The sequence below is a fragment of the Pseudomonas sp. OF001 genome (assembly GCF_904426495.1).
Taxonomy (GTDB): Bacteria; Pseudomonadota; Gammaproteobacteria; order Pseudomonadales; family Pseudomonadaceae; genus Geopseudomonas.
This window is the reverse complement of the sequence record NZ_CAJGBM010000009.1, coordinates 74,780-97,288: the sequence shown is the minus strand read 5'-3', so window position 1 is coordinate 97,288 and position 22,509 is coordinate 74,780. Positions and strand designations below refer to the sequence as shown.

20 protein-coding genes are annotated in these 22,509 nt (G+C 69.3%); 5 read left to right on the top strand and 15 right to left on the bottom strand.

The annotated features are described in order from the left end of the window. Nucleotides 1-208: 208 nt before the first annotated feature. The 7 genes from RA210_RS07105 to RA210_RS07075 all read right to left on the bottom strand — a co-directional run bounded on the left by RA210_RS07105 (nt 209) and on the right by RA210_RS07075 (nt 8,196). Nucleotides 209-703 (bottom strand): DUF934 domain-containing protein, encoded by a 495-nt coding sequence (locus RA210_RS07105; RefSeq protein WP_136488635.1) that lies wholly within the window; start codon nt 701-703, stop codon nt 209-211. Further along, on the bottom strand, nt 687-2,345 hold the full coding sequence (locus RA210_RS07100) for a nitrite/sulfite reductase (protein WP_201485895.1): 1,659 nt from the start codon (nt 2,343-2,345) through the stop codon (nt 687-689). The genes RA210_RS07105 and RA210_RS07100 overlap by 17 nt, the downstream gene beginning before the upstream one ends. 197 nt (nt 2,346-2,542) lie before the next feature. Next, nucleotides 2,543-4,126 (bottom strand): GGDEF domain-containing protein, encoded by a 1,584-nt coding sequence (locus RA210_RS07095; protein ID WP_178084040.1) that lies wholly within the window; start codon nt 4,124-4,126, stop codon nt 2,543-2,545. An 83-nt stretch (nt 4,127-4,209) separates the two neighbouring features. Further along, nucleotides 4,210-5,781 carry a GGDEF domain-containing protein gene (locus RA210_RS07090; protein ID WP_136488633.1) on the bottom strand — a complete coding sequence of 524 codons (1,572 nt, stop codon included), beginning with the start codon at nt 5,779-5,781 and terminating at the stop codon, nt 4,210-4,212. Nucleotides 5,782-6,082: 301 nt separating this feature from the next. Continuing rightward, nucleotides 6,083-6,322 carry a DUF2970 domain-containing protein gene (locus RA210_RS07085; RefSeq protein WP_201485894.1) on the bottom strand — a complete coding sequence of 80 codons (240 nt, stop codon included), beginning with the start codon at nt 6,320-6,322 and terminating at the stop codon, nt 6,083-6,085. A 63-nt stretch (nt 6,323-6,385) separates the two neighbouring features. Then, on the bottom strand, nt 6,386-7,711 hold the full coding sequence (locus RA210_RS07080) for an MATE family efflux transporter (RefSeq protein ID WP_201485893.1): 1,326 nt from the start codon (nt 7,709-7,711) through the stop codon (nt 6,386-6,388). Nucleotides 7,712-7,833: 122 nt separating this feature from the next. Then, nucleotides 7,834-8,196: a 4a-hydroxytetrahydrobiopterin dehydratase gene (locus RA210_RS07075; RefSeq protein WP_136488630.1), complete on the bottom strand. Its 363-nt coding sequence runs from the start codon at nt 8,194-8,196 to the stop codon at nt 7,834-7,836. A 240-nt stretch (nt 8,197-8,436) separates the two neighbouring features. Between RA210_RS07075 and RA210_RS07070 the strand changes: the two genes are divergently transcribed. Further along, a complete protein-coding gene (locus RA210_RS07070; RefSeq protein WP_136488629.1) occupies nt 8,437-9,177 on the top strand; it encodes a sulfite exporter TauE/SafE family protein in 741 nt (246 codons plus the stop codon). Here RA210_RS07070 and RA210_RS07065 read toward each other — a convergent pair. The 8 genes from RA210_RS07065 to RA210_RS07030 are packed head-to-tail and all read right to left on the bottom strand — an operon-like array spanning nt 9,164 to nt 16,651. Then, nucleotides 9,164-10,498 (bottom strand): leucine-rich repeat-containing protein kinase family protein, encoded by a 1,335-nt coding sequence (locus tag RA210_RS07065; protein ID WP_136488628.1) that lies wholly within the window; start codon nt 10,496-10,498, stop codon nt 9,164-9,166. The genes RA210_RS07070 and RA210_RS07065 overlap by 14 nt on opposite strands. Nucleotides 10,499-10,505: 7 nt before the next feature. Next, nucleotides 10,506-10,742, bottom strand: coding sequence for a hypothetical protein (locus RA210_RS07060; protein ID WP_136488627.1), 237 nt, complete (start codon nt 10,740-10,742; stop codon nt 10,506-10,508). Nucleotides 10,743-10,744: 2 nt separating this feature from the next. Then, nucleotides 10,745-11,398, bottom strand: a complete 654-nt coding sequence (gene grxB / locus RA210_RS07055) for a glutaredoxin 2 (RefSeq protein WP_201485892.1) — start codon at nt 11,396-11,398, stop codon at nt 10,745-10,747. Nucleotides 11,399-11,430: 32 nt separating this feature from the next. Beyond that, complete coding sequence (locus RA210_RS07050) at nt 11,431-11,892, bottom strand: potassium channel family protein (protein ID WP_136488625.1); 462 nt, start codon at nt 11,890-11,892, stop codon at nt 11,431-11,433. Between the two features lie 10 nt (nt 11,893-11,902). Further along, nucleotides 11,903-12,934 carry a DUF2955 domain-containing protein gene (locus RA210_RS07045; protein ID WP_201485891.1) on the bottom strand — a complete coding sequence of 344 codons (1,032 nt, stop codon included), beginning with the start codon at nt 12,932-12,934 and terminating at the stop codon, nt 11,903-11,905. After that, a complete protein-coding gene (locus RA210_RS07040; protein WP_201485890.1) occupies nt 12,924-14,054 on the bottom strand; it encodes an HlyD family secretion protein in 1,131 nt (376 codons plus the stop codon). Before RA210_RS07040 ends, RA210_RS07045 begins: the two co-directional genes overlap by 11 nt. Further along, the gene (locus RA210_RS07035; protein ID WP_201485889.1) at nt 14,047-15,558 is read right to left on the bottom strand and encodes an efflux transporter outer membrane subunit; all 1,512 of its coding nucleotides are present in this window, start codon (nt 15,556-15,558) and stop codon (nt 14,047-14,049) included. Before RA210_RS07035 ends, RA210_RS07040 begins: the two co-directional genes overlap by 8 nt. Before the next feature lie 4 nt (nt 15,559-15,562). After that, complete coding sequence (locus RA210_RS07030; protein ID WP_136488621.1) at nt 15,563-16,651, bottom strand: AI-2E family transporter; 1,089 nt, start codon at nt 16,649-16,651, stop codon at nt 15,563-15,565. 380 nt (nt 16,652-17,031) lie between these two features. On the opposite strand from RA210_RS07030, the gene RA210_RS07025 reads away from it, so the two are divergent. The 4 genes from RA210_RS07025 (at nt 17,032) to RA210_RS07010 (ending at nt 22,466) form a co-directional block, all read left to right on the top strand. Next, nucleotides 17,032-19,332 (top strand): Orn/Lys/Arg decarboxylase N-terminal domain-containing protein, encoded by a 2,301-nt coding sequence (locus tag RA210_RS07025; RefSeq protein WP_201485888.1) that lies wholly within the window; start codon nt 17,032-17,034, stop codon nt 19,330-19,332. A gap of 78 nt (nt 19,333-19,410) precedes the next feature. After that, nucleotides 19,411-20,745 carry a putrescine-ornithine antiporter gene (gene potE, locus RA210_RS07020; protein WP_201485887.1) on the top strand — a complete coding sequence of 445 codons (1,335 nt, stop codon included), beginning with the start codon at nt 19,411-19,413 and terminating at the stop codon, nt 20,743-20,745. 47 nt (nt 20,746-20,792) lie between these two features. Further along, entirely contained in the window at nt 20,793-21,698 is a 906-nt protein-coding gene (locus RA210_RS07015) for an amino acid ABC transporter substrate-binding protein (RefSeq protein WP_136488618.1), read from the top strand. Nucleotides 21,699-21,785: 87 nt separating this feature from the next. Then, a complete protein-coding gene (locus RA210_RS07010) occupies nt 21,786-22,466 on the top strand; it encodes a DUF3313 domain-containing protein (RefSeq protein ID WP_201485886.1) in 681 nt (226 codons plus the stop codon). Nucleotides 22,467-22,509 lie beyond the last annotated feature (43 nt).

Here is a 22,509-nt window from a genome sequence, read left to right as displayed (position 1 = left end):
AAAAATTGTGATCCGTTTCACAATTATAGCAGCGGCGCTTCACAGTTGCATGAGGGTGCAACCTTTGGGCAGGTGCGGGCTGCCGCCTGTGCGGGATGCGGAGGCTGGCGCGGGTGAGGGGCACAGGCGCAAACGACGAGGCCCGCATCCTGGGATGCGGGCCTCGTTGGCATGCGTCTCTCCGGCCCGGGGCCGGGAGGCGGATGGTTCAGCGGCGGCGGAACAGCGGCAGCGGCTGGTCGACCCCGGTCTGGTAGGTCACCGAGAAGTCCGACAGGCCCTTGAGCGCGTCGTACGGGTCGCGGTCCGGGCGCACGGCGAAGGCGTCGAAGCCGCAGCGGTGCATGAAGAACAGCTGGTCGCGCAGCACGTCGCCGATGGCGCGGATCTCGCCCTTGTAGCCGTAGCGCTCGCGCAGCAGGCGGGCGCTGGAGAAGTGGCGGCCGTCGGTGAACGCCGGGAAGTCGAGGGCGATGACCTGGAAGTGCTTCAGGTCGTCGACGATGTCCTCGATCTGCTCGTGGCTCTGCAGCCACACGCCCAGGCCGCCGTCGCGCACCTTGAGGGCGTGGCTGGATTCCAGCCACAGGCCCAGCGGCACGATCAGGTCGTCGCTGTTGGAGATGCCGTCGAGGGTGGCGTCGACCGGCAGCAGGTGCCAGCGCTCGTCGATGACCTCGCCGTTCTTAATGATTCTTTGCATAGACGCGTTCCTTGAAGGGATCGATGCCGATACGGCGGAAGGTCTCGATGAAGCGCTCGTCTTCATGGCGCTGCTCGACGTAGACATTGATGATCTTCTCGATCACGTCTGCCATGTCGTCCTGGGCGAAGGACGGGCCGAGGATCTGGCCGAGGCTGGCGTTGCGCCCGGCTTCGCCGCCCATCGACACCTGGTAGAACTCCTCGCCCTTCTTGTCGACGCCGAGGATGCCGATGTTGCCGATGTGGTGGTGGCCGCAGGCGTTCATGCAGCCGGAGATGTTCAGGTCGATCTCGCCGAGGTCGAACAGGTAGTCGAGGTCGTCGAAGCGGCGCTGGATGGCCTCGGCGATCGGGATCGACTTGGCGTTGGCCAGCGAGCAGAAGTCGCCGCCGGGGCAGCAGATGATGTCGGTCAAGAGGCCGATGTTCGGCGTGGCCAGGCCCAGCTCGCGCAGCTCGTTCCACAGGGCGAACAGCTTGGACTGCTCGACGTCGGCGAGGATGATGTTCTGCTCGTGGCTGGTGCGCGCCTCGCCGAAGCTGTAGCGCTCGGCCAGGTCGGCGACGGCGTCCAGCTGCTTGTCGGTGACGTCGCCGGGGGCGATGCCGGTGACCTTCAGCGACAGGGTGACGGCGCAGTAGCCCGGCTTCTTGTGGGCGACCACGTTGCGCGAGCGCCAGCGGGCGAAGCCCGGGTGCTCTGCGTCCAGCGCGGCGAGGGCGGCGCTCTGGTCTGCCTGGGCCTGGTAGGCCGGGTCGACGAAGTGCGCGGCGACGCGGTCCAGCTCTTCCCGGGTGAGGGTGGCCGGGCCGTCCTTGAGGTGCGCCCACTCGGCAGCGACGCGCTCGGCGAACACTTCCGGGGTCAGCGCCTTGACCAGGATCTTGATGCGCGCCTTGTACTTGTTGTCACGGCGACCGTAACGGTTGTACACGCGCAGGATGGCTTCCAGGTAGGTCAGCAGGTGCTGCCAGGGCAGGAACTCGTTGATGAAGCTGCCGACGATCGGGGTGCGGCCGAGGCCGCCGCCGACCAGCACGCGGAAGCCCAGCTCGCCGGCCTCGTTGTGCACCGGCTCCAGGCCGATGTCGTGCACCTCGATGGCGGCGCGGTCGGCGGCCGAGCCGTTCACCGCGATCTTGAACTTGCGCGGCAGGTGGGCGAATTCCGGGTGGAAGGTGGCCCACTGGCGGATGATCTCGCACCACGGACGCGGGTCGATCACCTCGTCGGCGGCGACGCCGGCGAACTGGTCGGTGGTGACGTTGCGGATGCAGTTGCCGCTGGTCTGGATGGCGTGCATCTGCACGCTGGCCAGTTCGGCGAGCATGTCCGGCACGTCTTCCAGCTTCGGCCAGTTGTACTGCACGTTCTGGCGGGTGCTGATGTGCGCGTAGCCCTTGTCGTAGTCGCGGGCCAGCTTGGCCAGCATGCGCAGCTGCGGCGCGGAGAGCAGGCCGTAGGGCACGCAGACGCGCAGCATGGGTGCGTGGCGCTGCACATACAGGCCGTTCTGCAGGCGCAGCGGGCGGAATTCCTCCTCGCCCAGTTCGCCGGCCAGGTAGCGCTCGGTCTGGCCGCGGAACTGCGCGACGCGCTCCTCGATGATCCTCTGATCGTATTCGTCGTATACGTACATGTAATTCTCTGCTCTCAGGCTGTCGGCGGCGCCGTGCGGGCTGGACAAGGCGTTTCTGCTGCGCACACGGCTGCGCACTCCGATGGAGTGGCGGCACGATAGCAGCTCGTGCTTATGCAACAAAGTGAAGAATAACTATATGTACATAACCTTAATAGATAAGGCCGAGCCCGAGCCGCGGCTTGCGCGCGATCGCCTCACGGCTGGCAGCTTGCCGCGGCACTGTTCACCCGGTTGCGTCCCTCGCGCTTGGCCCGGTACAGGGCCTGGTCGGCCAGCTGCAGCACGCCGTCGACCTCGTGTGCGCTGTCCGGCCAATGGGCGACGCCGACGGAGAGGGTGAAGCGGATGCCGTTCGGCGCCGTGGCGGATTCGGTCCGCTGGCGCAGGCGTTCGGCGACCTGGCAGGCGGAGTGCAGGCTGGTGCCCGGCAGCAGCATGACGAACTCCTCGCCGCCCGAGCGGCAGAGGACGTCGTCGCGGCGCGAGCAGTCGCGCATCAGCCCGGCGAAATGGCGGATCGCCCGGTCGCCGGCTTCATGGCCGTGGTTGTCGTTGATCAGCTTGAAGTGGTCGATGTCGAGGGCCAGCACGGCGAAGGGCTGCCCGCCGCGCACCCACTGCTCCAGGGCAACCTGCAGGCCGCGGCGGTTGAGCAGGCCGCTGAGCGGGTCGGTGAGGGTGTCGAGGTTGAGCTGGCCGATCTTCTGCTGCAGCAGGGCCAGGCCGGCGAGCAGGGCACGCTTGAGCTGGGCCGCCTCGTAGTACCAGGAGCGTACCCGGTGGATCTGCTCGCTGGCGGTCGGCGAGTCCAGATGCTGGGCGGTGTTGGCCAACTGGCGCAGGGGCTGGGAGACCATCCGCGCCAGCCCCCAGATGGCCAGCAGGCTGAGCAGCGAGAAGGGCACGGCATTGCTCAGCACCCCCAGCATCAGGCTCCGCAGCTTGGCCATGACGCTGGCGGTGGGGCGCTGGGAGACTATGCCCCAGCCGGTGCTGGGCACGGGCGCGTAGCCGGCCAGCATGTCCACGCCGCGCGAGTTGATCAGCCGGCGGCTGCCGTCCTGCCCGCGGATCACGTCCTCGATCACCGGGTTGCCGTGCACCACCTCGCCGATCCGCGCGGCTTCCGGGTGGTAGAGCAGGCGGCGGTCGCGGTCGATCACGTACAGGTAGGAGCCGTCCTTGTAGTGGTGCTCGCCGAGCAGGGTGTTGAGGATGTTGTGCTGCTGCAGGTAGATGCTGCCGCCGACGTAGCCGAGGTAGTTGCCCTGGCGGTCGTGGATCGGCTGGGAAATGAACACCACCAGGTTGCCCAGGGCGGAAATGTAGGGGGCGCTGATCAGCGGCCGGCGCTCGCTCAGTGCCTGCAGGGCGCCGTGGCTCTGCACGGTCTTGCCCACCTGCTGCAGGGTCTGCGGCGAGGAAGCCAGTACCTTGCCGCTTGCATCCACCACGAATACCGAGTTGAAGCTGACCGTCTGCAGGCGCAGGCGGTCGACCTCCCGGTTCAGGCGCTCCTCGTCCTGCATCTGCCCGGGCAGCAGGCTGGCGCTGTAGGCCAGTTGCTGGCGGGTGCCGGCGAGGAAGTGCTCGGTGCTTGCGGCCAGCTTGACGGCATAGACGCGGTTGGACTCCAGGCTTTCCTGGATCAGCAGGTCCTGCTGCACCAGGTAGCTGGCATAGAAGGTATTGGCGAGGGTGAGCAGTGCCGTGGCAAGGGTGAGCAGCAGGATCAGGCGGCGCAGATCGAGACGCAGCAGGGATCGGAGGGAAGGCATTGCGGCGCCGGCGAAGTCAATCCATGGAAAGCGTGCGACCTTATCACATCGGCGCCCCTTCCCCCAGTAGCACCCGCAGCCGATCAGGCCGCGCCGGCGATGACCACCCGGTTGCGCCCCTGGTGCTTGGCCGCGTAGAGCGCCTGGTCGGCCTTCTTCAGCACCGTCTCGGTGCCGTTGCGGCTGTCGGGGCAATGGGCGACGCCGAGGGAAATGGTCACCGTGGTGCCGTCCGGGCTCGGGCTGTCGGCCACGCACTGGCGCAGCCGCTCGGCCACGCCGCAGGCGTCGACCAGGGTGGTGCGGGGCAGCAGCATGACGAATTCCTCGCCGCCGAAGCGGCACAGCACGTCGGCCTGGCGGGCGATCTGCTGCATCAGCTGGGCGAGGTGGCGCAGCAGCTGGTCGCCGACATCGTGACCGAAGCGGTCGTTGACCTCCTTGAAGTGGTCGATGTCGATGGCGATCACCGCATAGGCATGGCCGCTGAGCTGCCACTGTTCGAGGGCGAGCTGCATGCCGCGGCGGTTGAGCAGCCCGGTCAGCGGGTCGGTGATCGAGTCGAGGTTGAGCTGGCCGATCTTCAGGCTGAACTGTGCCAGCCCCGCCAGCAGGGCCTGTTTGAGCTGGCCTGCCTCGTAGTACCAGGCGCGCACCTGGCGGATCTGCTCGCCCGCCGCCTGCGAGTCGAGGTGACGGGCGTTGCTGGCCAGTTGCCAGAGCGGCCGGGCGATCAGCCGCGACAGCCACCACAGCCCCAGCAGGGTGAGCAGCGAGACGGGGATCGCGTTGCCCAGGATGCCGAGCATCATCTCGTTCAGCTCGGCCAGGGCGGCCTGGGTCGGCCGCTGGGCGACTATGCCCCAGCCGGTGCTGGGCACCGGCGCATAGCCGGCCAGCATGTCGACGCCGTGGCGGCTGATCACCCGACGGCTGCCGCTCTCGCCGCGGATCACCGCCTCCAGCGCCGGGTCGGAGCGCATGGTTTCGCCCACCCGCTCCGAGTCTCGGTGATAGAGGACCTGCCCGTGGCGGTCGACCACGTACAGGTAGGAGCCGTCTCGGTAGAAGTGCTCGCCGAGCAGGGCGCCGAGCACGCTCTCCTCGCGCAGGTAGATGGCGCCGCCGACATAGCCGCGGTAGTGGCCGTCGCTGCTGTGGATCGGATGGCTGATGGCGATGACCAGCCGGCCGCTGGCCGACATGAAGGGCCGGCTCACCAGCGGCTCGCGCTTTTCCAGGGCCTCGCGGGCGCCGTCGCTGTCGATGCTGGCGCCCACGCCGTGCAGGGTCGGGGGGGAGACGGCGAGCAGGGTGCGGTCGTCGCGGACGATGAAGGTGGAGTTGAAGCTGTCGGTCTGCAGCCGCAGGCGCTCGGCCTCCATGGCCAGTTGCTGCGGCTGGTCGAGCTGCGGCGCCAGGTGGGTGGCGCTGTAGGCCAGCTGCTGGCGTGCCGCCGCGAGCAGGCTTTCGGTGCTCTCGGCGAGCTTGCTGGCGTAGACCCGGTTGGCCTCCAGGGTCTGGCGGATCAGCAGGACGCGCTGCGCCTGATAGCTGGCATAGAAGGTATTGGCCAGCGTCAGCAGGGCGGTCGTCACGGCCAGGAGCAGAATCAGGCGACGCAGATCGATCCTGAACTCGGTGGAGAGGTGCATGTCGTGACGCCGCCAGGTTCGTGAGCTGATGTCTGTCGCAAAGCCTAGCATGGCCGCGGCGAGGCGGCGGGAAATGGCTGCTGGCAGAATGCCGGCAGCGGCCTTGAGCGCCGGCCGGCAGTGGTCTTGACTCAGGAGGAGCAGACCCACGGGGGGAATCGACGATGAACGAGCACGACAGCCACGACCGCGCCGACAGCAAGGCCGACGCCCGGGCCGCACTGGCCCTGATCCTGATCGCGGTGAGCACCGCGCTGATGTGGGTCAGCCAGCAGTGACCCGGGATACCGGGGCCGGCTAGCTAGCCGGCCCCGGCGAGGTTCAGCACCAGGCGCACCACGCCGAACAGCAGCAGCACGAACAGCAGGGTGAACAGCAGGCCGAGCAGGATGAAGTGACTGGGCTTGCCACGGCTGAAGTCGCGCTGACGGTTGCGATTGCTCTGCACGCCGAAGGCGGCGGCCAGCACGCTCTGCAGCATCTGGCGCAGGCCGAGCGGGCGCTCGTGCTGCTTGTCGGTGGGCTTTTCGGGCTGGTTCATGGCCACCTCTCTCGCGGGGTCTGCAGCAAGCTTCGTGCGCATTCCCGGGCTGCGCAAGTCGCCCTACAGCTGGATGCGCGCCCAGGCGCGGCGCTGCCACATCAGGCCGAACACCGCCGACACCAGGCCGCGCTGCAGGATGTACAGGCTCCAGATCGCCAGCAGGCCGTAGCCGAGCACGGGGCCGAGCAGGTAGGTCAGCGGCAGCAGCACCAGCCACTGGTTGCCCAGGCTGATCGCCATCACCGTGCGGCTGGCGCCGGCGCCGAGCAGCGCCTGGGTCAGCACCAGGGTGCCGGCGTCCAGCACCATGCCCAGCCCGGTCAGGCGCAGCGGCAGGGTGCCCAGCTCGATCAGCGCCGGATCGGTGACGAACAGGCCGAGGATCGCCTCGGGGCACAGCCAGAACGGCACGCCCAGCAGGGCCAGGCCGAAGGCGGCGATGCGCACCACCTCCCAGCCCCAGCGGTGCGCCGCCTCCACGTCGCCCTCGCCGAGGCTGTGGCTGACCAGGGTGGTGGCCGCCATGCCCAGGCCGATGGCCGGCAGGATCAGCAGCAGGGTCAGGTTGATCAGCACGTGGGCCACCGCCAGCTCGGCGGTGCCGATCTGCGCGATGATCCAGAACAGGATGGTGATGCCGGTGGCGAACAGGAACTGGTGCAGCGAGTTGGGAAGCGCCAGGCGCAGCAGCACGCGCAGCTCCACGGCCGGCGGGCGCTGGCGCAGGAAGCCGCCGCCGCGCGCCACCCGCCAGGTCTGCACCGCGTAGACCAGCGAGCCGAGCCACAGGGCGATGCAGGTGCCCAGCCCGGAGCCCTCGGCGCCGAGGGCCGGCAGGCCGAGCCGGCCGTGGATCAGGCAGTAGCTGAGCGCGGCGTTGAACAGGTGCATGCCGAGCAGGATGCGCATGTACATGCCCGAGCGGTGGCTGCCGTTCCAGAAGCCGCGGAAGGCGAAGTTCAGGCCGACCGCGGCGACCGCCAGCACCCGCCACTGGAAGTAGTCCTGGCCGATGGCGGCCACCGCCGGGTCGTCGGCCAGCAGGTCGATGATCCAGGGCGCGGCCCACCAGCACAGCAGCCCCAGCGGCAGGCCGACCAGCAGGGCGAGCAGCAGGCCGGCGTTGAGCGGGCTGGCCACTTCGGCCAGGCGTCCTTCGCCGCGGCGGCGCGCCACCAGCGCCTGCACGCCGGAGCCGAGGCCCATGACCAGGGCGATGACCATGAAGTTGGCGTAGCTGCCGATGCCGACCCCGGCCAGCGCCGTTTCGCCCAGGTGGCCGACCATCGCCGCATCCACCAGGTTGATCAGGCTCTGGCTGAGCATGCCGCCGATGATCGGCAGGCCGAGGACGAGGATCTGGCGCAGGCGCTGGGGCTCGGGCATGGAGGAGCGGGTCTCGGAAGGCGGGGCGGGCATTCTAACCCGGAAACTCCCCCCGCCAGGCGAGTGAGCCTGCGCCTTGCCGTTCCGCTCGGTTGCCTGGTCCATGGCGGGCTGCCGGGCGGCTACGACTGGCGGTGGCCTTCGGCGTGCTGCGCAGCGTGGTCGGTGCGCGCCGCCATGATGAAGTCGTTGCGGTGCAGGCCGCCGATCTTGTGGGTCCACCAGGTCACGGTGACCTTGCCCCACTCGGTGAGCAGCGCCGGGTGGTGGCCCTCCATCTCGGCGAGGGCGCCGACCGCGTTGGTGAAGTTCAGCGCGCGCTGGAAGTCGGGGAAGGCGAACACCTTCTCCAGCTGCATGACGCCGTCGCGCACCTCGATGTTCCAGTCGGGGATCTCGTGGATCAGTTCGGCCAGTTCGCGCTCGGAAACCTGCGGGGCATCGGCGCGGCAGGCTTCGCAGTGGGCTTGGGACAGCGTGTTCATGGCGGGCTCCTCTGCTCTCGGAGGGTGGGGCTCCCGGTCCGGGGCGAATTCATTCGCCTTGGCGGGGCATTTGGGCGAATGAATTCGCCCCTGTAGCGGATTGGCCAGCCCGGATGCCAGTCATGCGATTGCCCTGGGACGGCGTCCGGTATTCGGCCAGTATAGTCCGGCCGCCTCTGTCATCCCGCGGCCCGGGCGCTAAACTGCGCGGCCCGCGTTGCGCTGCCCATGGATGCCTCTATGTCCCTGACCGATTTCCTGCTCTTCGGCCTGCCCGCCGTGCTACTCACCGGCCTGTCCAAGGGCGGCTTCGGCGGCGCCCTCGGCGGTATCGCCGTGCCGCTGCTGGCGCTGGGCCTGGCGCCGACCCAGGCGGCGGCGGTGATGCTGCCGATCCTCTGCGTCGCCGACCTGGTCGGCCTGCGCGCCTACTATGGCAAGTGGGACATGGCCAACCTGAGGATCATGCTGCCGGGGGCGCTGGTCGGCGTGCTGATCGGCTCGCTGACCTTCGAGCTGCTCAACGAGCGGGTGATCGGCCTGCTGATCGGCGGCATCGCCGTGGCCTTCGTGCTGGCCAACCTGCTCAGGCCGGCGCAGCCGCGCCCCGGCCTGCCGCCGCCGAAGGGCAAGGGTACCCTGCTGTCCACCCTGGCCGGCTTCACCAGCTTCGTCGCCCACGCCGGCGGCCCGCCGATCATGATGCACCTGCTGCCGCAGCAGCTGGACAAGGTGCGCTACGTGGCCACCATCAACGTCTTCTTCCTGCTCACCAACGCGGTCAAGCTGGTGCCCTACGCCTGGCTGGGCCAGTTCAGCCGGGACAACCTGCTGATCAGCCTGAGCCTGGCGCCCTTCGTGCCGCTGGGCGTGTGGGCCGGACTGTGGCTGCAGGACAAGGTCAACCACCTGTGGTTCTACCGCATCGCCCGCGCCGGCATGCTGCTGGCCGGCATCCAGCTGCTGGTCAGACACTGGTAGCCGGCGGCTCCCCCTGCAGGGCGGCGAGGATCTCGGCGAAGTCCGGCCGCTCGCCGACCCACGGGCTCAGGCAGCGCTCGCTCAGCCCGGCCAGCGCGTGCCGGCGCTCGGGCTGCCGCTCCTCGGGGCAGCGCTGCAGCAGCTCCTCCAGCAGATGGCCGAAGGCGCGCGCCTCGATGCGCTGCAGGGCCCGGCCCTGAGCGCTGGCGGGATCGAAGAACGAGGCGGCGCCGAAGTCGCCGAGCAGGCAGGCGCCGGCCGGGTCGACCAGCAGGTTGTGGGCGTACAGGTCGCCGTGCAGGATGCCGCGCCCGTGCAGGTGGGCGACCGCCGCGGCCGCGCCGCGGGCGATGCGCAGCGCCTCGTCGAGGTCGAAACGGCGCTCGCTGGGGTAGCAGTCGCGGGTGCAGCTGGCCAGCGACGGCGGCCCGGCCAGCGGCCGGAAGGCCGGGTCGATCAGCTCCAGCAGCAGCCCGGGCGCGGCGCCGGCCTGCTCGGCCAGCGGGCCGGCGACGCCGATCAGGTTGGGATGCGCGCCGGCGGCCAGGCAGGCGGCCATCTCGCTGTGCGCCAGGCCGTCGCTGGTGACGTGGCCCTTGAACAGCTTGGCGGCCATCGGCTGCGCCGTCTCGCCGTCGAGGCGCCACTCGGCGCGCTGGATGATCCCCGATGCACCCTGACCGAGCACCTCGCCCAGCGCGATGCTCGTGCGGGCGATCGGCGGCAGCGGATGCTCGGCCAGCACCTGCGCTTCGCGGGTATCGCTGCACGGATTGCCGGCGAAGGCCAGCCAGGCCAGGCGCGGCAGCTCCATCAGCCAGCCGGGCAGGGCGTCGAGGCGGTTGGCGGAGATGCGCAGCAGCTCGAGGCGCTGCAGGTCGGCCAGGCTGTCCGGCAGCGCGGTCAGGCGGTTGCCGGCCAGCGCCATCTTCTGCAGGCGCTGGCAGTTGCCCAGCTCGGCCGGCAGGCGCTCCAGGGCGTTGTCGGTGAGGATCAGCCAGCGCAGCCGGGCGGGCAGCGCCGCCACCGGCAGCTCGCGGATCCGGCAGGCCTTGAAGCCGACCATCTCCAGCTTTTCGCAGTCGCCGAGCACTTCCGGCACCTGCTCGAAGGGGTTGTCCGAGCAGAACAGGATGCGCAGCTTGCCCAGCCGCGGCAGCCAGTCCGGCAGATGGCGCAGGCGGTTGCCGGAGAGGTTGAGTACCTCGAGGCTGTCGGCGAGGGAGAGGATTTCGTCGGGAAGCTCGGTCAGCCCGGCGGACAGGTCGAGGCGGCGGGCGCCGGCCAGTTCGCCGCGGCGCAGTTGTTCGAGAGTGTGCATGGGAAGCTCAGTCGTTCTTCAGGCCCTGCCGGCGGGCGGCGAGGCGGACGAGGATGCCCTGGGTGATGGGGATGATGACGAACACCATGCCGGCGATCATCTGCGGCACGATGATCGCCGCCACCTGCCACTCGGGGCGGCCGGCGATCACCGGCCGCCACAGCTTGAGCAGCAGGGTGATCAGCAGCCAGGCCGGCAGCAGGATGGCGGCGGCCAGTCTGGCGCGGGCGAGGAAGATGTGCACGCTCAGATCGCCCGCTCGAAGTAGGTGGCGGTCTCGGTGAGGCGGGCGACCTCGTCGACGTAGGCGCGCACCGCCGGCGGGAAGGCGAGATCCCTGACCATGCTCAGGTTGCGCAGGCCGGGGTAGAGCAGCACGTCGTCCCAGCCCAGGCTGCCGCCGTTCTCGCTGGGCAGCGGCAACGCCGGCAGGCTGGCCAGCATCGCCTCGACGGCGGCCTTGTGCTCGGCGGTTTCCGCCAGGGCCTGGCTGAACGGGCGCTGGATGATCTGCTCCTTCTTGGCCTGGAAGTAGTCGCGCGCCGCCGCCGTGGCGAACTCCGGCAGGCCCAGGGCGATGTCGCGGGGGAACAGCAGGCACCAGATGGCCAGGCGCACCTCGTTGATGTGCTCCTGGATCGGCAGGTAGTCGCCGTGCGGGCGGATCGGCCGCGCCGGATCGCCCAGTTCGTCCAGCCTGCGGGCGATGTCCAGGCTCTCGCCCATGGCGCGGCCGTCGTCGAACTGCAGGATCGGCACCTGCTTGGCGCCGATCAGCGCGAAGCAGCTCGCCTCGTCGTCGTTGAGCAGGTAGACCTGCTCGACCGGCACCTGCTTGTAGTGGGCGACCATCTCGGCGCGCACGCAGAAGGGACAGTGGTCGTACAGATAGAGCTTCATGCAGCCTCCTCGGTCTGGGCAGGCTGCAGAGTTTAACCGTTCGACCCGCGCCCGAGCCTCTCCATGTTGTGCTTGATCACCTCCCGCACCGCGGCGGTCATCACCCCGGTGGAGATTCCCAGCATCAGCACGCCGTTGCCGGCTTCCAGGGCGCCGAGCAGGCGCCAGCGCTCGGAGAGGACGATGTCGCCATAGCCGAGGGTGGCGAAGGTCACTCCCGAGTAGTAGATCGACGTGGCGAACGCGTCGAACTCGCCAAGCAGCATGAACAGGCCGGCCCACAGGATGATCTGCACGAAATAGCCGAGCATCATCAGCAGCATCACCAGGCCCAGCACCAGGCAGTCCCACAGCAGGGTCTGGTCGCCTGCGCCAGTCTTGCCGGTGCGGCTGTAGTAGTTCACGTAGTAGCGCAGGCACATGACCACGACGTAGGCCTCCATGAGCAGGCACAGCAGCATGGCGGGAATGCCGACCAGCAGGTTGAGCAGCATGGCGATCTCCTCAGCAGCCGGGCTGGCGCAGGCGGCCCTGGCGGTAGCGGTCGAGCAGGTAGACCATCAGCCAGGCATACAGGCTGATGGCGACGAACAGGCCCATGCGCAGGGCGAAGGCGCCGTAGACGTCCTTGCCGTTGGCGCTGTCCTCGACCGACAGGCCGAGCAGGATGAGCATGGTCACCAGGCCGTTCAGCCAGAAGCCGGGGCTCAGCCGGGTCGGCGCGAGGCCGTAGAGCCGGCGCGCCACCAGCAGGCCGAACAGCAGCATCCACAGGAAGAACATCCACAGGTGCACGAACAGGCCGAGCGCCCACCAGAACAGCACGGCCATGAGGCCGCCGAGCAGGGTCGAGCCGATCAGCTCGCGTGCGGCGTCGCGCGCCGTGGCGCTGCAGCTCTGCTGGCCGAGACCGACCGCCTTGAGGATGATCGCCATGTAGCCGGCCGGGTCGATCAGCGCCAGCAGCCAGGCCGGCAGCACCACCAGGGCGGCGCGCAGCGCCACCCAGTTGGCCTCCGCGGCGGGCAGGCGCGGCTCGGCCGGCGGCGGCCGGGCGCCGGCCGGTTCGGGAAACAGCCAGTGGCCGACGGGCAGCACCAGCACGGCGAGCAGCAGGCCCTGCGCCAGGGCGGCGATGACCAGCAGCGCCAGGCCGAAGTCGGTGGTGCCGGCGGCCGAGATCATGGTCAGGCCGACGGTGAGGAAGGTGGTGAGCAGGGCGTTGCCGCCGCCCAGGCCATGGCGGAAGGCCAGGAACAGGCACAGGCCGACCAGCAGCACGCCGCTGAACGGGGCATGGCGCAGCAGGGGGATCAGCAGCAGGCCGCTGCCGGTGGTCAGGATCACCACCAGCGTCAGGCCCAGCCCGGCCTTGGGCGACAGCGGGCGGTCGAGCCGGGCGAACAGGAACAGGGCGAACAGCGGGGCAACGAACGGCAGCGGCAGCCCCAGGGCGTAGCTCGCCGCCAGGCACAGCGCGCTGCCGCTGGCCAGGCGCATCGCGCGCTGGGCGCGGGGCCCGCGCTCAGTAGCCATAGGACAGCCAGCTCATCAGGTAGAGGAACAGGCGGCCGAGCGGGTTGAGCGGGTTGCCTTCCGTCGGGAACGCCATCACGTCGGCCTGGCCGCCGACGCGGATGCCGCGCAGGCCGGCCAGCCTGGCCGCCTCGCCGGGGGCGAACTCGACGATCACCGGGAAGCGCTGCGCCGGACGCAGCCAGTCGCGGCTGTTCTCCACCTTGGGCAGGGTGCCGGGCGCGGTGCTCTGGCCGACGCTGACGCCGAAACCAACGCTGCGCACCCTGCCGGCGAACACCTCGCCGGGCAGCACGTCCAGCACTATGGCCACGGGGGTGTCCGGCACGATCCGGCCGAGGTTGTTCTCGGTCATTTCCGCATTGATCCACACGTCCTGGATGGTGATCAGGGTCATCACCGGGTTGCCCGCCACGGCGAACTGGCCGACATCGGTGCGCAGGTCGGTGATCATGCCGGCCGAGAGCGCGCGTACCCGGGTATTGGCGAGATCCAGCTCGGCCTTCTCCACGGCGGCGGCGGCGCTGCGCAGCAGGGCGTTCTGCTCGTCGCTGCCGCCCTGCTGCTCGCGCGCCCGCTGCACCTCGGCGCGGGCGGCGGCGACCTGGCTGATGGCCTGCACGTGGGTGGCCCGCGACACCTCGAGGCGGCGCAGGGAGATGGTGCCGGGATCCTCGCGGTACAGCCGTTCGAGGCGGTCCCGGTCCTGCTGCGACTTGAGCTGGTTGGCCTCGGCGGCGCGCAGCGAGGCCAGCGCCGAGTCGATGCCGGCGGTGCTGGCGGCGATCTGCCGGCGGGTCGACTCGAGGTCGGCGCGCGCCCGCTCGACGGCGATCTGGTACTGCCCGGGGTCCACCTCGAACAGCACCTCGCCGGCCTCGACCATCTGGTTGTCGCGCACCCGCACCCGGGTCACCCGGCCGGCCACCTCGGCGGCCACCGGCACCACGAAGGCCTGCACCCGCGCCTGCTGCGTGTAGGGGGTGAAGCGGTCGGCCAGCAGGTACCAGAGCAGGCTGAGCAGGATCACCCCGAGCACGCCCTTGACGCCGCGGGAGACCGGGTCGGCGGGCGGCGGGGCAGGCGGGGCCGCAGGGGCGGGCGGCGTCTCGTCACTCATCTTCGCGCTCCTCGTCGGGTGGCGGCGGTTCGTCCAGCAGATCGCCCCAGTCGGTGCGGCGCTGCATCTGCATGCGGCTGGCCTCGTCGATCCGCGGGCGGGCGCTGTGCCAGCCGCCGCCGAGGGCCTTGTACAGGGCGATCAGGCTGCTCACCGCGCTGTTGCGGGTGACCAGGTAGCCGTCCTGCTGGACCAGCAGGGCCCGCTGGGCATCCAGCACGCGCTGGAAGTCGGCGTAGCCTTCGCGGTACTGGGCGCTGGCCAGGGTCAGCGAGCGCTCGGCGGAGACCGCCGCCTCGCGCAGGATGCGTTCGCGCTCCAGCGCCTTGCTCAGGCCGCGGGCGGCATCGTCGGCTTCGCGTGCGGCCTGGCGCACGCTGTCGCGGTAGACCTCGATCAGCTGCTGCAGGCGGGCGTCCTGCACGCGCACGTTGTTGCTGATGCGCCCGTAGTCGAGGATGTTCCAGCGTAGGCTGGGGCCGCCGACCATATCGAGGGTGTCGGGTGCGCCATCCAGCGAGCTGGTCGACCAGACGATGCTGCCCAGCAGGCTCAGCGAGGGGTACAGATCGCTCCTGGCCACGCCGATCAGCGCCGACTGGGCGGCGACGTTGAGCTCGGCGGCGCGGATGTCCGGGCGGCGGCGCAGCAGCTCGGCCGGCACGTCCTGCAGCACGGCGCGGTCGAGCAGCGGGATCAGGCCTTCCCGTTCGGCCAGCTCCGGCAGCGGCCCGGGCGGGCGGCCGAGCAGCACGGCCAGGGCGTTGCGGGTGCGCGCCACCTGGTCCTCGAACTCGGGGATGCTGCTCAGGGTGCCCAGGTACTGGGTCTTGGCCTGTTGTAGGTCCAGCTCGTCGCTCTCGCCGCTGGCGAACAGGCGCTCGGTGATCTCGAAGCTGCGCTTCTGCTGCTCGGCGTTGCGGCGGGCGACGCGCAGGCGCGCCTCGGTGGTGCGCAGGGCGAAGTAGGTATCCGCGACCTGGGCGCGCAGCAGCACCAGCACGTCCTCGTAGTTGGCCTCGGCGGCGAAGTAGGCGGCGTCCGCCGACTCGATGGCGCGGCTGAAGCGGCCCCAGAAGTCCAGCTCCCAGCCGATGTCCAGGCCCAGGCTGTGCTGCCAGAAGCGGCTGTCCTGCGGATTGCGGCCGCCGGACTGGTTGCGGTCCAGGTAGATGCTGTCGGCGCTGGCCTGCTGCAGCTGCGGGTAGCGGCCGCTCCGGGCGATGCCCAGCTGGGCGCGCGCCTCCATCACCCGCAGGCCGGCGATCCGCAGGCCGGCGTTGTGGACATCGGCCTCGGCGATCAGGCGGTCGAGCAGCGGATCGTCGAACACCCGCCACCACTCGCGGATGTCGGCCTCCGGCCGCTGCTGGCTGGCCTGCTCGATGGCCGGGCTGCGCCACTGCCCGAGCCAGGCCTCGCCGGGCGGCTGGAAGTCCGGCCCCACGCGCATGCAGCCGCCCAGCCCCAGTGCGCCGAGCAGCAGCCAGCGAGCGCGGGCCATGGGCTCAGGACTGCTTGTCGGTGCCGGGCTGGTCCCTGACCCACTGCCAGAACAGCTGGTAGCCGACCGCCAGGACCACCGGACCGATGAACAGGCCGATGACGCCATTGGTGACCATGCCGCCCAGGGCGCCGATCAGCACCACCGGCATCGGCACATCGACGCCCCGGCCGAGCATCAGCGGCTTGAGCACGTTGTCGGCCAGGCCGGCGATGAACACGTAGATGGCGAAGACGATGGTCGTGGTGCTGGCGCCCTCGGTGGTGAAGACGAAGGCGATCACCGGGATGGTGATCAGCGTCGCCGGCAGCTGCATGATGCCGAGCAGCAGCACCGCCAGGGCCAGCAGGCCGGCGCCGGGAATGCCCTTGACCACGAAGGCGACGCCGACCAGCAGCATCTGGATGAAGGCGATGCCGACCACGCCCTGGGCCACCGCGCGGATGGTGGCGGTGCACAGTTCGGTGATCTTCGGCCCCTTTTCCGGACCGGAAAGCCGTGTGGCGATCTCCACCGCGCTGCGGCTGCCGCTCTCGCTGTAGGCCATGAAGATGCCCGCGATGACCAGGGCGACGATGAACACCAGCAGGCCCATGCCGAGGCCGGCGAGCTTGCCGAGCAGGGCGAGCACCAGCTCCTTGATCTGCGGGGTGAACTTCTGCGCCACGCCGGACAGATCGGTGGAAGCCTGCAGCCAGAAGGCATACAGCGGCTTGCCCACCAGCGGCCAGCCGGCGACCGACTCGGCGGGGGGGCGGATATGCACGTTGCCGCTCCTGACCATGGTCAGGGCATTCTCCACCGAGTCGGCCAGCGAGGAGCCCAGCAGGTAGATCGGCACCATGAGGATGGCGATGGCGACCACCACGATCAGCGTCGCGGTGCGGCCGTCGCTGTTGCCCAGCCTGCCCTTGAGCCGGCGATGCAGCGGATAGAGGGTGATCGCCATGATCAGCGACCAGAGCATCAGGTTGAGGAAGGGGTGAAAGATCTGGAAGCAGAACATCACCAGCACGGCGATCAGCCCGGCACGGATCAGGACATCGAGCAGGCCGCGCGACAGGGCCTTGTCGGAAGGGAAGCTGGGCAGCATCGCTGGATTCCTCGCGGGGCACGGTATCGGTAAGCCCAGCATAGACACTGCGACCGGAGGGAAGGGGCGTGCCGGAACGGCGGCGCCCGCCCGCAGCTGGCGAGGACGGCGGCAGCGCTGCTGCCAATGCGTGCGGCGGGTTGTTGGCGGCCGAGTCTCTTCTATGCTTGTCCATGCTTGGCTTGAGTGGATTTCCGACGACCTGCAGCGGGTCGCCGGGAGCCGCTCTGCGGTAGCCGGCGACCTGGAGCGTCAAGGCCTCGCTTGCCGGTGCTGCAGTCTGCCGATTGCCGCTGTTCCGGCGCTCGCGCCGCGCTTCCGGAAAACGACATTCCTGCCGCGATCCGCCCCGCGGCCAAGCGTCCCAGAGGAGCCGCCCGATGAGTCTTTCCCCCACCCCGTTGCCGCCGGCCCTGGCGCAGCGCTATCCCGTGCTGGTCGCCGCGCAGATCCAGGGGCACGAGGACAGCTACGTCGCCCAGAGCGCCCGGGCGGTCGCCCTGGCGCTGGAGGGCTACGGCCTGCGCGTGCAGCTGGTCGGCGCCCTCGACGACGTGGAGACGGCATTCCGCGCCGATCCCGGGTTTTCCTGCGTGATCCTCGGCTGGGGGCTGTGCGAGCAGGATCTGGCCGGGGCGATGAGCATCATCCGCCTGATCCGCAAGCGCACCGCGCAGCTGCCGATCATGCTCGGCATGGCTCACGCGCACCGCGGCCGGGTGCCGCTGGAGTTCGTCGAGAACATCGACGGTTTCATCTGGCAGCCGGAGGACAGTCCCGAGTTCCTCGCCGGGCGCATCGCTGCCGCCGCGCACCGCTACCTGGACACCATCCTGCCGCCGTTCTTCGGCGCGCTGGTCAACTTCGCCGACACCCACGAATACTCCTGGCACACCCCGGGCCATACCGGCGGCACCGCCTTCATGAAGACCGCGGTGGGGCGCAGTTTCCTCGACTTCTACGGCGAGCAGATGCTGCGCTCCGACCTCAGCGTGTCGGTCGGCGAGCTGGGCTCGCTCAACGACCACTCCGGGCCGGTGGCCGCGGCCGAACGCTACGCCGCGCGGGTGTTCGGCGCCGACTACACCTTCTTCTCGGTCGGCGGCAGCTCGGCCAGCAACCAGATCATCCTGCACTCGGCGGTCACCGACGGCGACCTGGTGCTGGTCGACCGCAACTGCCACAAGTCGCTGAACTACGCGCTCAACCAGTCCGGCGCGGTGCCGCTGTACCTGCGCCCGCGGCGCAACGCGCGCGGCCTGATCGGCCCGGTGCCGCAGGGCGAACTGACCCCCGAGGCGGTGGCGAAGAAGATCTCCGAGAGCCCGCTGGCGCGCGACAAGCAGGCCCGCCCGGTGCTGGCGGTGCTGACCAACTCCACCTACGACGGCCTCTGCTACAACGTGCGGACCACCACCGGCGAGCTGAGCAGGAGCGTCGACCGCATCCACTACGACGAGGCCTGGTACGCCTACGCGCGCTTCAACGCGCTGTACGAGGGACGTTACGGCATGCACCGCGGCGAGCGCCACGCCGACGACGCCACGGTGACCGTGACCCACTCCACCCACAAGCTGCTCGCCGCGCTGTCGCAGGCGTCGATGATCCACATCCGCTCGGGCAAGGTGCCGGTCAAGCCGGCGCTGTTCAACGAGGCGTTCATGATGCACACCTCGACCTCGCCGCAGTACAGCATCATCGCTTCCACCGACGTTTCCGCGAAGATGATGGACGATGCCGGCGAGTATCTCACCGAGGAGTCGATCGGCGAGGCTATCGCCTTCCGTCAGGCCATGGTGCGCCTGGGCAACGACATGCGCATGCGCGATGCGCAGGACTGGTGGTTCGGCGTCTGGCAGCCCGATGTGGTGGATGGCGTGCCTTTCGGCGACATCGACCCGCAGCGCCTGCACCAGGGCGATGCCTGGGTGCTCAGGCCCGGCGCCAGCTGGCACGGCTTCGGCGACCTCGGCGCCGACTACTGCATGCTCGACCCGATCAAGGTCACCGTGCTGACCCCGGGCATGAGCCTGGAAGGGCAGATGCAGGGCAGCGGCATTCCGGCGCCGCTGGTGTCGCGCTTCCTGTCCAGCCGCGGCATCGTGGTGGAGAAGACCGAGCCATACTCGTTCCTGCTGCTGTTCAGCGTCGGCGTGACCCGCGGCAAGTGGGGTTCCCTGGTCGCCGGGCTGATGGAGTTCAAGCGCCACTACGACGCCAACTCGCCGCTGGAGCAGGTGCTGCCCGAGCTGCCGGGCAGCTACCCGGAACGCTACGCCGGCATGGGCCTGCGCGACCTGGCCGAGGCAATGCACCAGGACATGCTGGCCACCCGGATGCTGCACAACATGGATGCCGCCTTCACCCTGCTGCCCGACCCGGTGTCCTCGCCGCGCGACACCTACGCCCGGCTGGTGCGCGGCGAGGTCGAGCAGATCCCGGTGCGCGACATGCAGGACCGCACCGTCGCCGTGCAGCTGGTGCCCTATCCGCCGGGCATCCCGCTGATGATGCCGGGCGAGAAGGCCGGCGCCGACAAGCGCGCCGTCATCGACTACCTGCTGGCGATGGAGGTGTTCGACGGGCATTTCCCCGGTTTCGAGCACGACAACCACGGCGTCGAGATCCACCGCGACGCCCAGGGGCAGCCGGTCTACATGATCTACGTCGTCAAACGGTAACCGATAGGCCCGGGCCGGCGGCGTGCTGCAGGCCGCCGGGGGCAGGGCCGGCGTCGCACATCGCGCGAGGAGTCTCGTATGGCTGATTCAAGCAAGAAGATGGGCCTGTTCGGCCTCACCACCCTGGTAGCGGTCAACATGATGGGCTCGGGCATCATCATGCTGCCGGCGAACATGGCGCAGCTGGGCGCCGTGTCGCTGCTATCGTGGATCATCACCGCGGTCGGCTCCATGGCCATCGCCTACTGCTTCGCCCAGTGCGGCATCTACTGCAACCGCTCCGGCGGCATGTCGGCCTACAGCGAGGAGGCGCACGGCAAGTCGGAATTCTTCCTCTGCTCGTTCCTCTACTTCCTGTCGCTGGCGATCGGCAACGTGGCGATCGGCATTTCCGCGGTGGGCTACCTGACCTCGTTCATCCCCTGGCTGGGCAGCGGCGCCATCCCGCTGTGCATCGGCACCATCGCCCTGCTGTGGATCACCACCTTCGCCAACTTCGGCGGGCCGAGCATCACCGGCAAGATCGGCACGGTGACGGTGTGGGGGGTGATCATCCCGGTGGCCGGCCTCAGCGTGATCGGCTGGTTCTGGTTCAAGCCGGAGGTGTTCGCCGCCGCCTGGAACCCCAACGGCATCGCGGTCAGCGACGCCATCACCCAGAGCATCCCGCTGACCCTGTGGGCCTTCCTCGGCATGGAGTCGGCGGCGCAGAGTTCCGACGCGGTGGAGGACCCCAAGCGCAACGTGCCGCTGGCCTGCCTGTTCGGCACCCTCGGCGCCGCGGTGGTCTACGTGCTGTCGACCACGGTGATCCAGGGCATCGTGCCCAACGCCGAGCTGGCCAACTCCTCGGCGCCGTTCGCCTACGTCTACGCGCAGATGTTCAACCCCATGGTCGGCAACATCATCATGGCGCTGGCGGTGATGGCCTGTATCGGCTCACTGCTCGGCTGGCAGTTCACCCTGGCGCAGACCGCCAAGATGACCGCCGACCAGGGCATGTTCCCTAAGCTGTTCTCCAGGGTCACCGCCGCCAACGCGCCGATCATCGGCATGCTGGTCTGCGGCGTGATCCAGACCCTGATGGCGCTGTCGACCATCTCGCCCAATGCCAGCGAGCAGTTCGGCAAGCTGGTCAGCCTGGCCGCGGTGACCAACCTGATTCCCTACGTCACCGCGCTCACCGGCCTTTTGGTGATCATGCACAAGTCCAACGTCAGTGGCGCGGTGTACAGCCGCAACGTGGCGGCGCTGCTGATCGCCATGGCGTACTCGTACTACGCGATCTACGCCTCCGGCAAGGATGCGGTGTTCGGCGCCACCATCGTGCTGGCGATCGGTTACCTGCTCTACGGCTTCATCGCCAAGAACTTCGTCGAAGAGCGTCCGGCTGCCATGGCCTCCAGGGCCTGAGCGCCATCTCCGGGATTGCCATGACCTCCGAATGTAGGGACCAGGACATGAACATGAAGCCACACAAATCAGTCAGTCTGCTGCTCGCCGGCCTGCTCGCGCTGCTGCCGATGCTGGCGGGCGCCCAGACGCTCGAGCGCGTGCGTGCCAGCAATGCGCTCACCCTGGGCTATCTGCCCGACCTCGCGCCGTTCAGCAGCGAGGAGAGCGGCAAGCCCGGCGGCTATGCCATCGACCTGTGCCTGAAGGTCGCCGACGCCGTGAAAACCGGGCTGGGGCTGAGCGACATGCAGGTGCGCTACCGGGCGGTCAGTGGCGAGCATGCCATCGCCGCCATCACTTCGGGAACGATCGACATCCTCTGCAGCCCGACGCCGGAAACCCTGGAGCGGCGCAAGTCGGTGAGCTACTCGCGGCCGGTGTACACCGCCGGTCTCTCCGCCCTGGTCCGCAAGGACGCGCCGCCGTCGCTGGTCAACGCGCTCAATGGCGAGGCGGTGCACAGCGGGCCGACCTGGCGGGCCACCATCAACCAGGGGCTGGCCAACCACACCTTCGCGACCATCGAGGGCGGGGTCACCGAGGACTGGGTGCGCGACAAGATGCGCAAGCTCGGGGTGATCGCCACCCTGGTCACGGTCGGCAGCCACGAGCAGGGCATGCAGATGGTGGCCGCGGGCAAGGTCGATGCGTTCTTCGCCGAGCGCATGCTGCTGCAGCATGGCCTGAGCAAGGCCGAGGGCGCGGCGGGGATGACGGTGCTGGACCGCATCTTCGAGATCGCCCCGGTATCCATGGCCATGGCGCGCAGCGACGAGGATTTCCGCCTGCTGGTGGATACCGTGCTCAGCGAGATGTACCGCACGGGCGAGCTCGAGCAGTTGCACACCCGCTACTTCGGCGCGCCCGGCGAGATGCTCAAGATCCTCTCGCGCGTCTATGCATTGCCCTAGCAGCCGTGGTTTCCAGTGATCCCGATGGCGCCCCGATGCGAATGAAGGGCGCTCGTCGACCGACCCGTCAAGGCACAGGAGAAACACATGAAGCGCTCCACTATCGTTCTCACCGGGCTGGTGCTTTCGGCACTGCTGCTCGGCGGCTGCGCGTCGCAAGTCACCAAGCCGGAGCAGTATTCCGGGTTCCTGTCGGACTACTCGCGGCTGCAGCCGGCCACGTCGGCCACGGGGCAGCCGGTCATGCGCTGGATGGCGCCGGGCGTCAGGCTGGACAACTACCGGCACGTGATCGTGCAGTCGATCGGTTTCTATCCTGCGCCGACCCCGTCCGAACAGATCGGCGCCAAGGCGCTGGCTGACCTGCAGGCGTATGCCGCCCAGCAGGTCAAGACTGCCTTCGGCAGGCGCTTCCAGGTGCACGACCCGGCCAGCACGCCGCAGGGCTCGCTGCCGCGCGGGCAGACCCTGGTGCTGCGCGCCGCCATCACCGGCGTGGATACCAAGGCCGAAGGACTCAAGCCCTACGAGGTGATCCCGATCGCCCTGGTCACCGCCGCCGCGACGACGGCGGCCGGTGCGCGCGACCGCACCACCGAGCTGTTCGTCGAAGCCGAGCTGATCGACGCCGGCACCGGCCAGCCGGTGCTGCAGGTGGTGCGCAAGGGCTACGGCAAGGAGCTGGAAAACAAGGAGGAGCAGGTGACCCTGAGCACGCTCAAGGGCGTGATCGACGGCATCGTGCGCGATATCGAGAAGTTCGAGTAGCGCCCTGTGGCCGTGCGTGATCGAGCCGCCCCGTGACGACCGT

What these genes read in the sequence shown, in the direction of transcription:
- RA210_RS07105 (WP_136488635.1), bottom strand. Translation starts at nt 703, where the DNA reads ATGCAAAGAATCATTAAGAACGGCGAGGTCATCGACGAGCGCTGGCAC.
- RA210_RS07050 (WP_136488625.1), bottom strand. Translation starts at nt 11,892, where the DNA reads ATGCTGCTCAACCTGCTGGTCGGCATTCCCGCCATGCTGCTGTGCCTG.
- RA210_RS07025 (WP_201485888.1), top strand. Translation starts at nt 17,032, where the DNA reads ATGAGTCTTTCCCCCACCCCGTTGCCGCCGGCCCTGGCGCAGCGCTAT.
- grxB (WP_201485892.1), bottom strand. Translation starts at nt 11,398, where the DNA reads ATGAAGCTCTATCTGTACGACCACTGTCCCTTCTGCGTGCGCGCCGAG.
- RA210_RS07085 (WP_201485894.1), bottom strand. Translation starts at nt 6,322, where the DNA reads ATGAACCAGCCCGAAAAGCCCACCGACAAGCAGCACGAGCGCCCGCTC.
- RA210_RS07065 (WP_136488628.1), bottom strand. Translation starts at nt 10,498, where the DNA reads ATGCACACTCTCGAACAACTGCGCCGCGGCGAACTGGCCGGCGCCCGC.
- RA210_RS07040 (WP_201485890.1), bottom strand. Translation starts at nt 14,054, where the DNA reads ATGAGTGACGAGACGCCGCCCGCCCCTGCGGCCCCGCCTGCCCCGCCG.
- RA210_RS07015 (WP_136488618.1), top strand. Translation starts at nt 20,793, where the DNA reads ATGAACATGAAGCCACACAAATCAGTCAGTCTGCTGCTCGCCGGCCTG.
- RA210_RS07080 (WP_201485893.1), bottom strand. Translation starts at nt 7,711, where the DNA reads ATGCCCGAGCCCCAGCGCCTGCGCCAGATCCTCGTCCTCGGCCTGCCG.
- RA210_RS07100 (WP_201485895.1), bottom strand. Translation starts at nt 2,345, where the DNA reads ATGTACGTATACGACGAATACGATCAGAGGATCATCGAGGAGCGCGTC.
- RA210_RS07090 (WP_136488633.1), bottom strand. Translation starts at nt 5,781, where the DNA reads ATGCACCTCTCCACCGAGTTCAGGATCGATCTGCGTCGCCTGATTCTG.
- RA210_RS07030 (WP_136488621.1), bottom strand. Translation starts at nt 16,651, where the DNA reads ATGCTGCCCAGCTTCCCTTCCGACAAGGCCCTGTCGCGCGGCCTGCTC.
- RA210_RS07045 (WP_201485891.1), bottom strand. Translation starts at nt 12,934, where the DNA reads ATGGCTACTGAGCGCGGGCCCCGCGCCCAGCGCGCGATGCGCCTGGCC.
- RA210_RS07010 (WP_201485886.1), top strand. Translation starts at nt 21,786, where the DNA reads ATGAAGCGCTCCACTATCGTTCTCACCGGGCTGGTGCTTTCGGCACTG.
- RA210_RS07035 (WP_201485889.1), bottom strand. Translation starts at nt 15,558, where the DNA reads ATGGCCCGCGCTCGCTGGCTGCTGCTCGGCGCACTGGGGCTGGGCGGC.
- RA210_RS07070 (WP_136488629.1), top strand. Translation starts at nt 8,437, where the DNA reads ATGTCCCTGACCGATTTCCTGCTCTTCGGCCTGCCCGCCGTGCTACTC.
- potE (WP_201485887.1), top strand. Translation starts at nt 19,411, where the DNA reads ATGGCTGATTCAAGCAAGAAGATGGGCCTGTTCGGCCTCACCACCCTG.
- RA210_RS07095 (WP_178084040.1), bottom strand. Translation starts at nt 4,126, where the DNA reads ATGCCTTCCCTCCGATCCCTGCTGCGTCTCGATCTGCGCCGCCTGATC.
- RA210_RS07075 (WP_136488630.1), bottom strand. Translation starts at nt 8,196, where the DNA reads ATGAACACGCTGTCCCAAGCCCACTGCGAAGCCTGCCGCGCCGATGCC.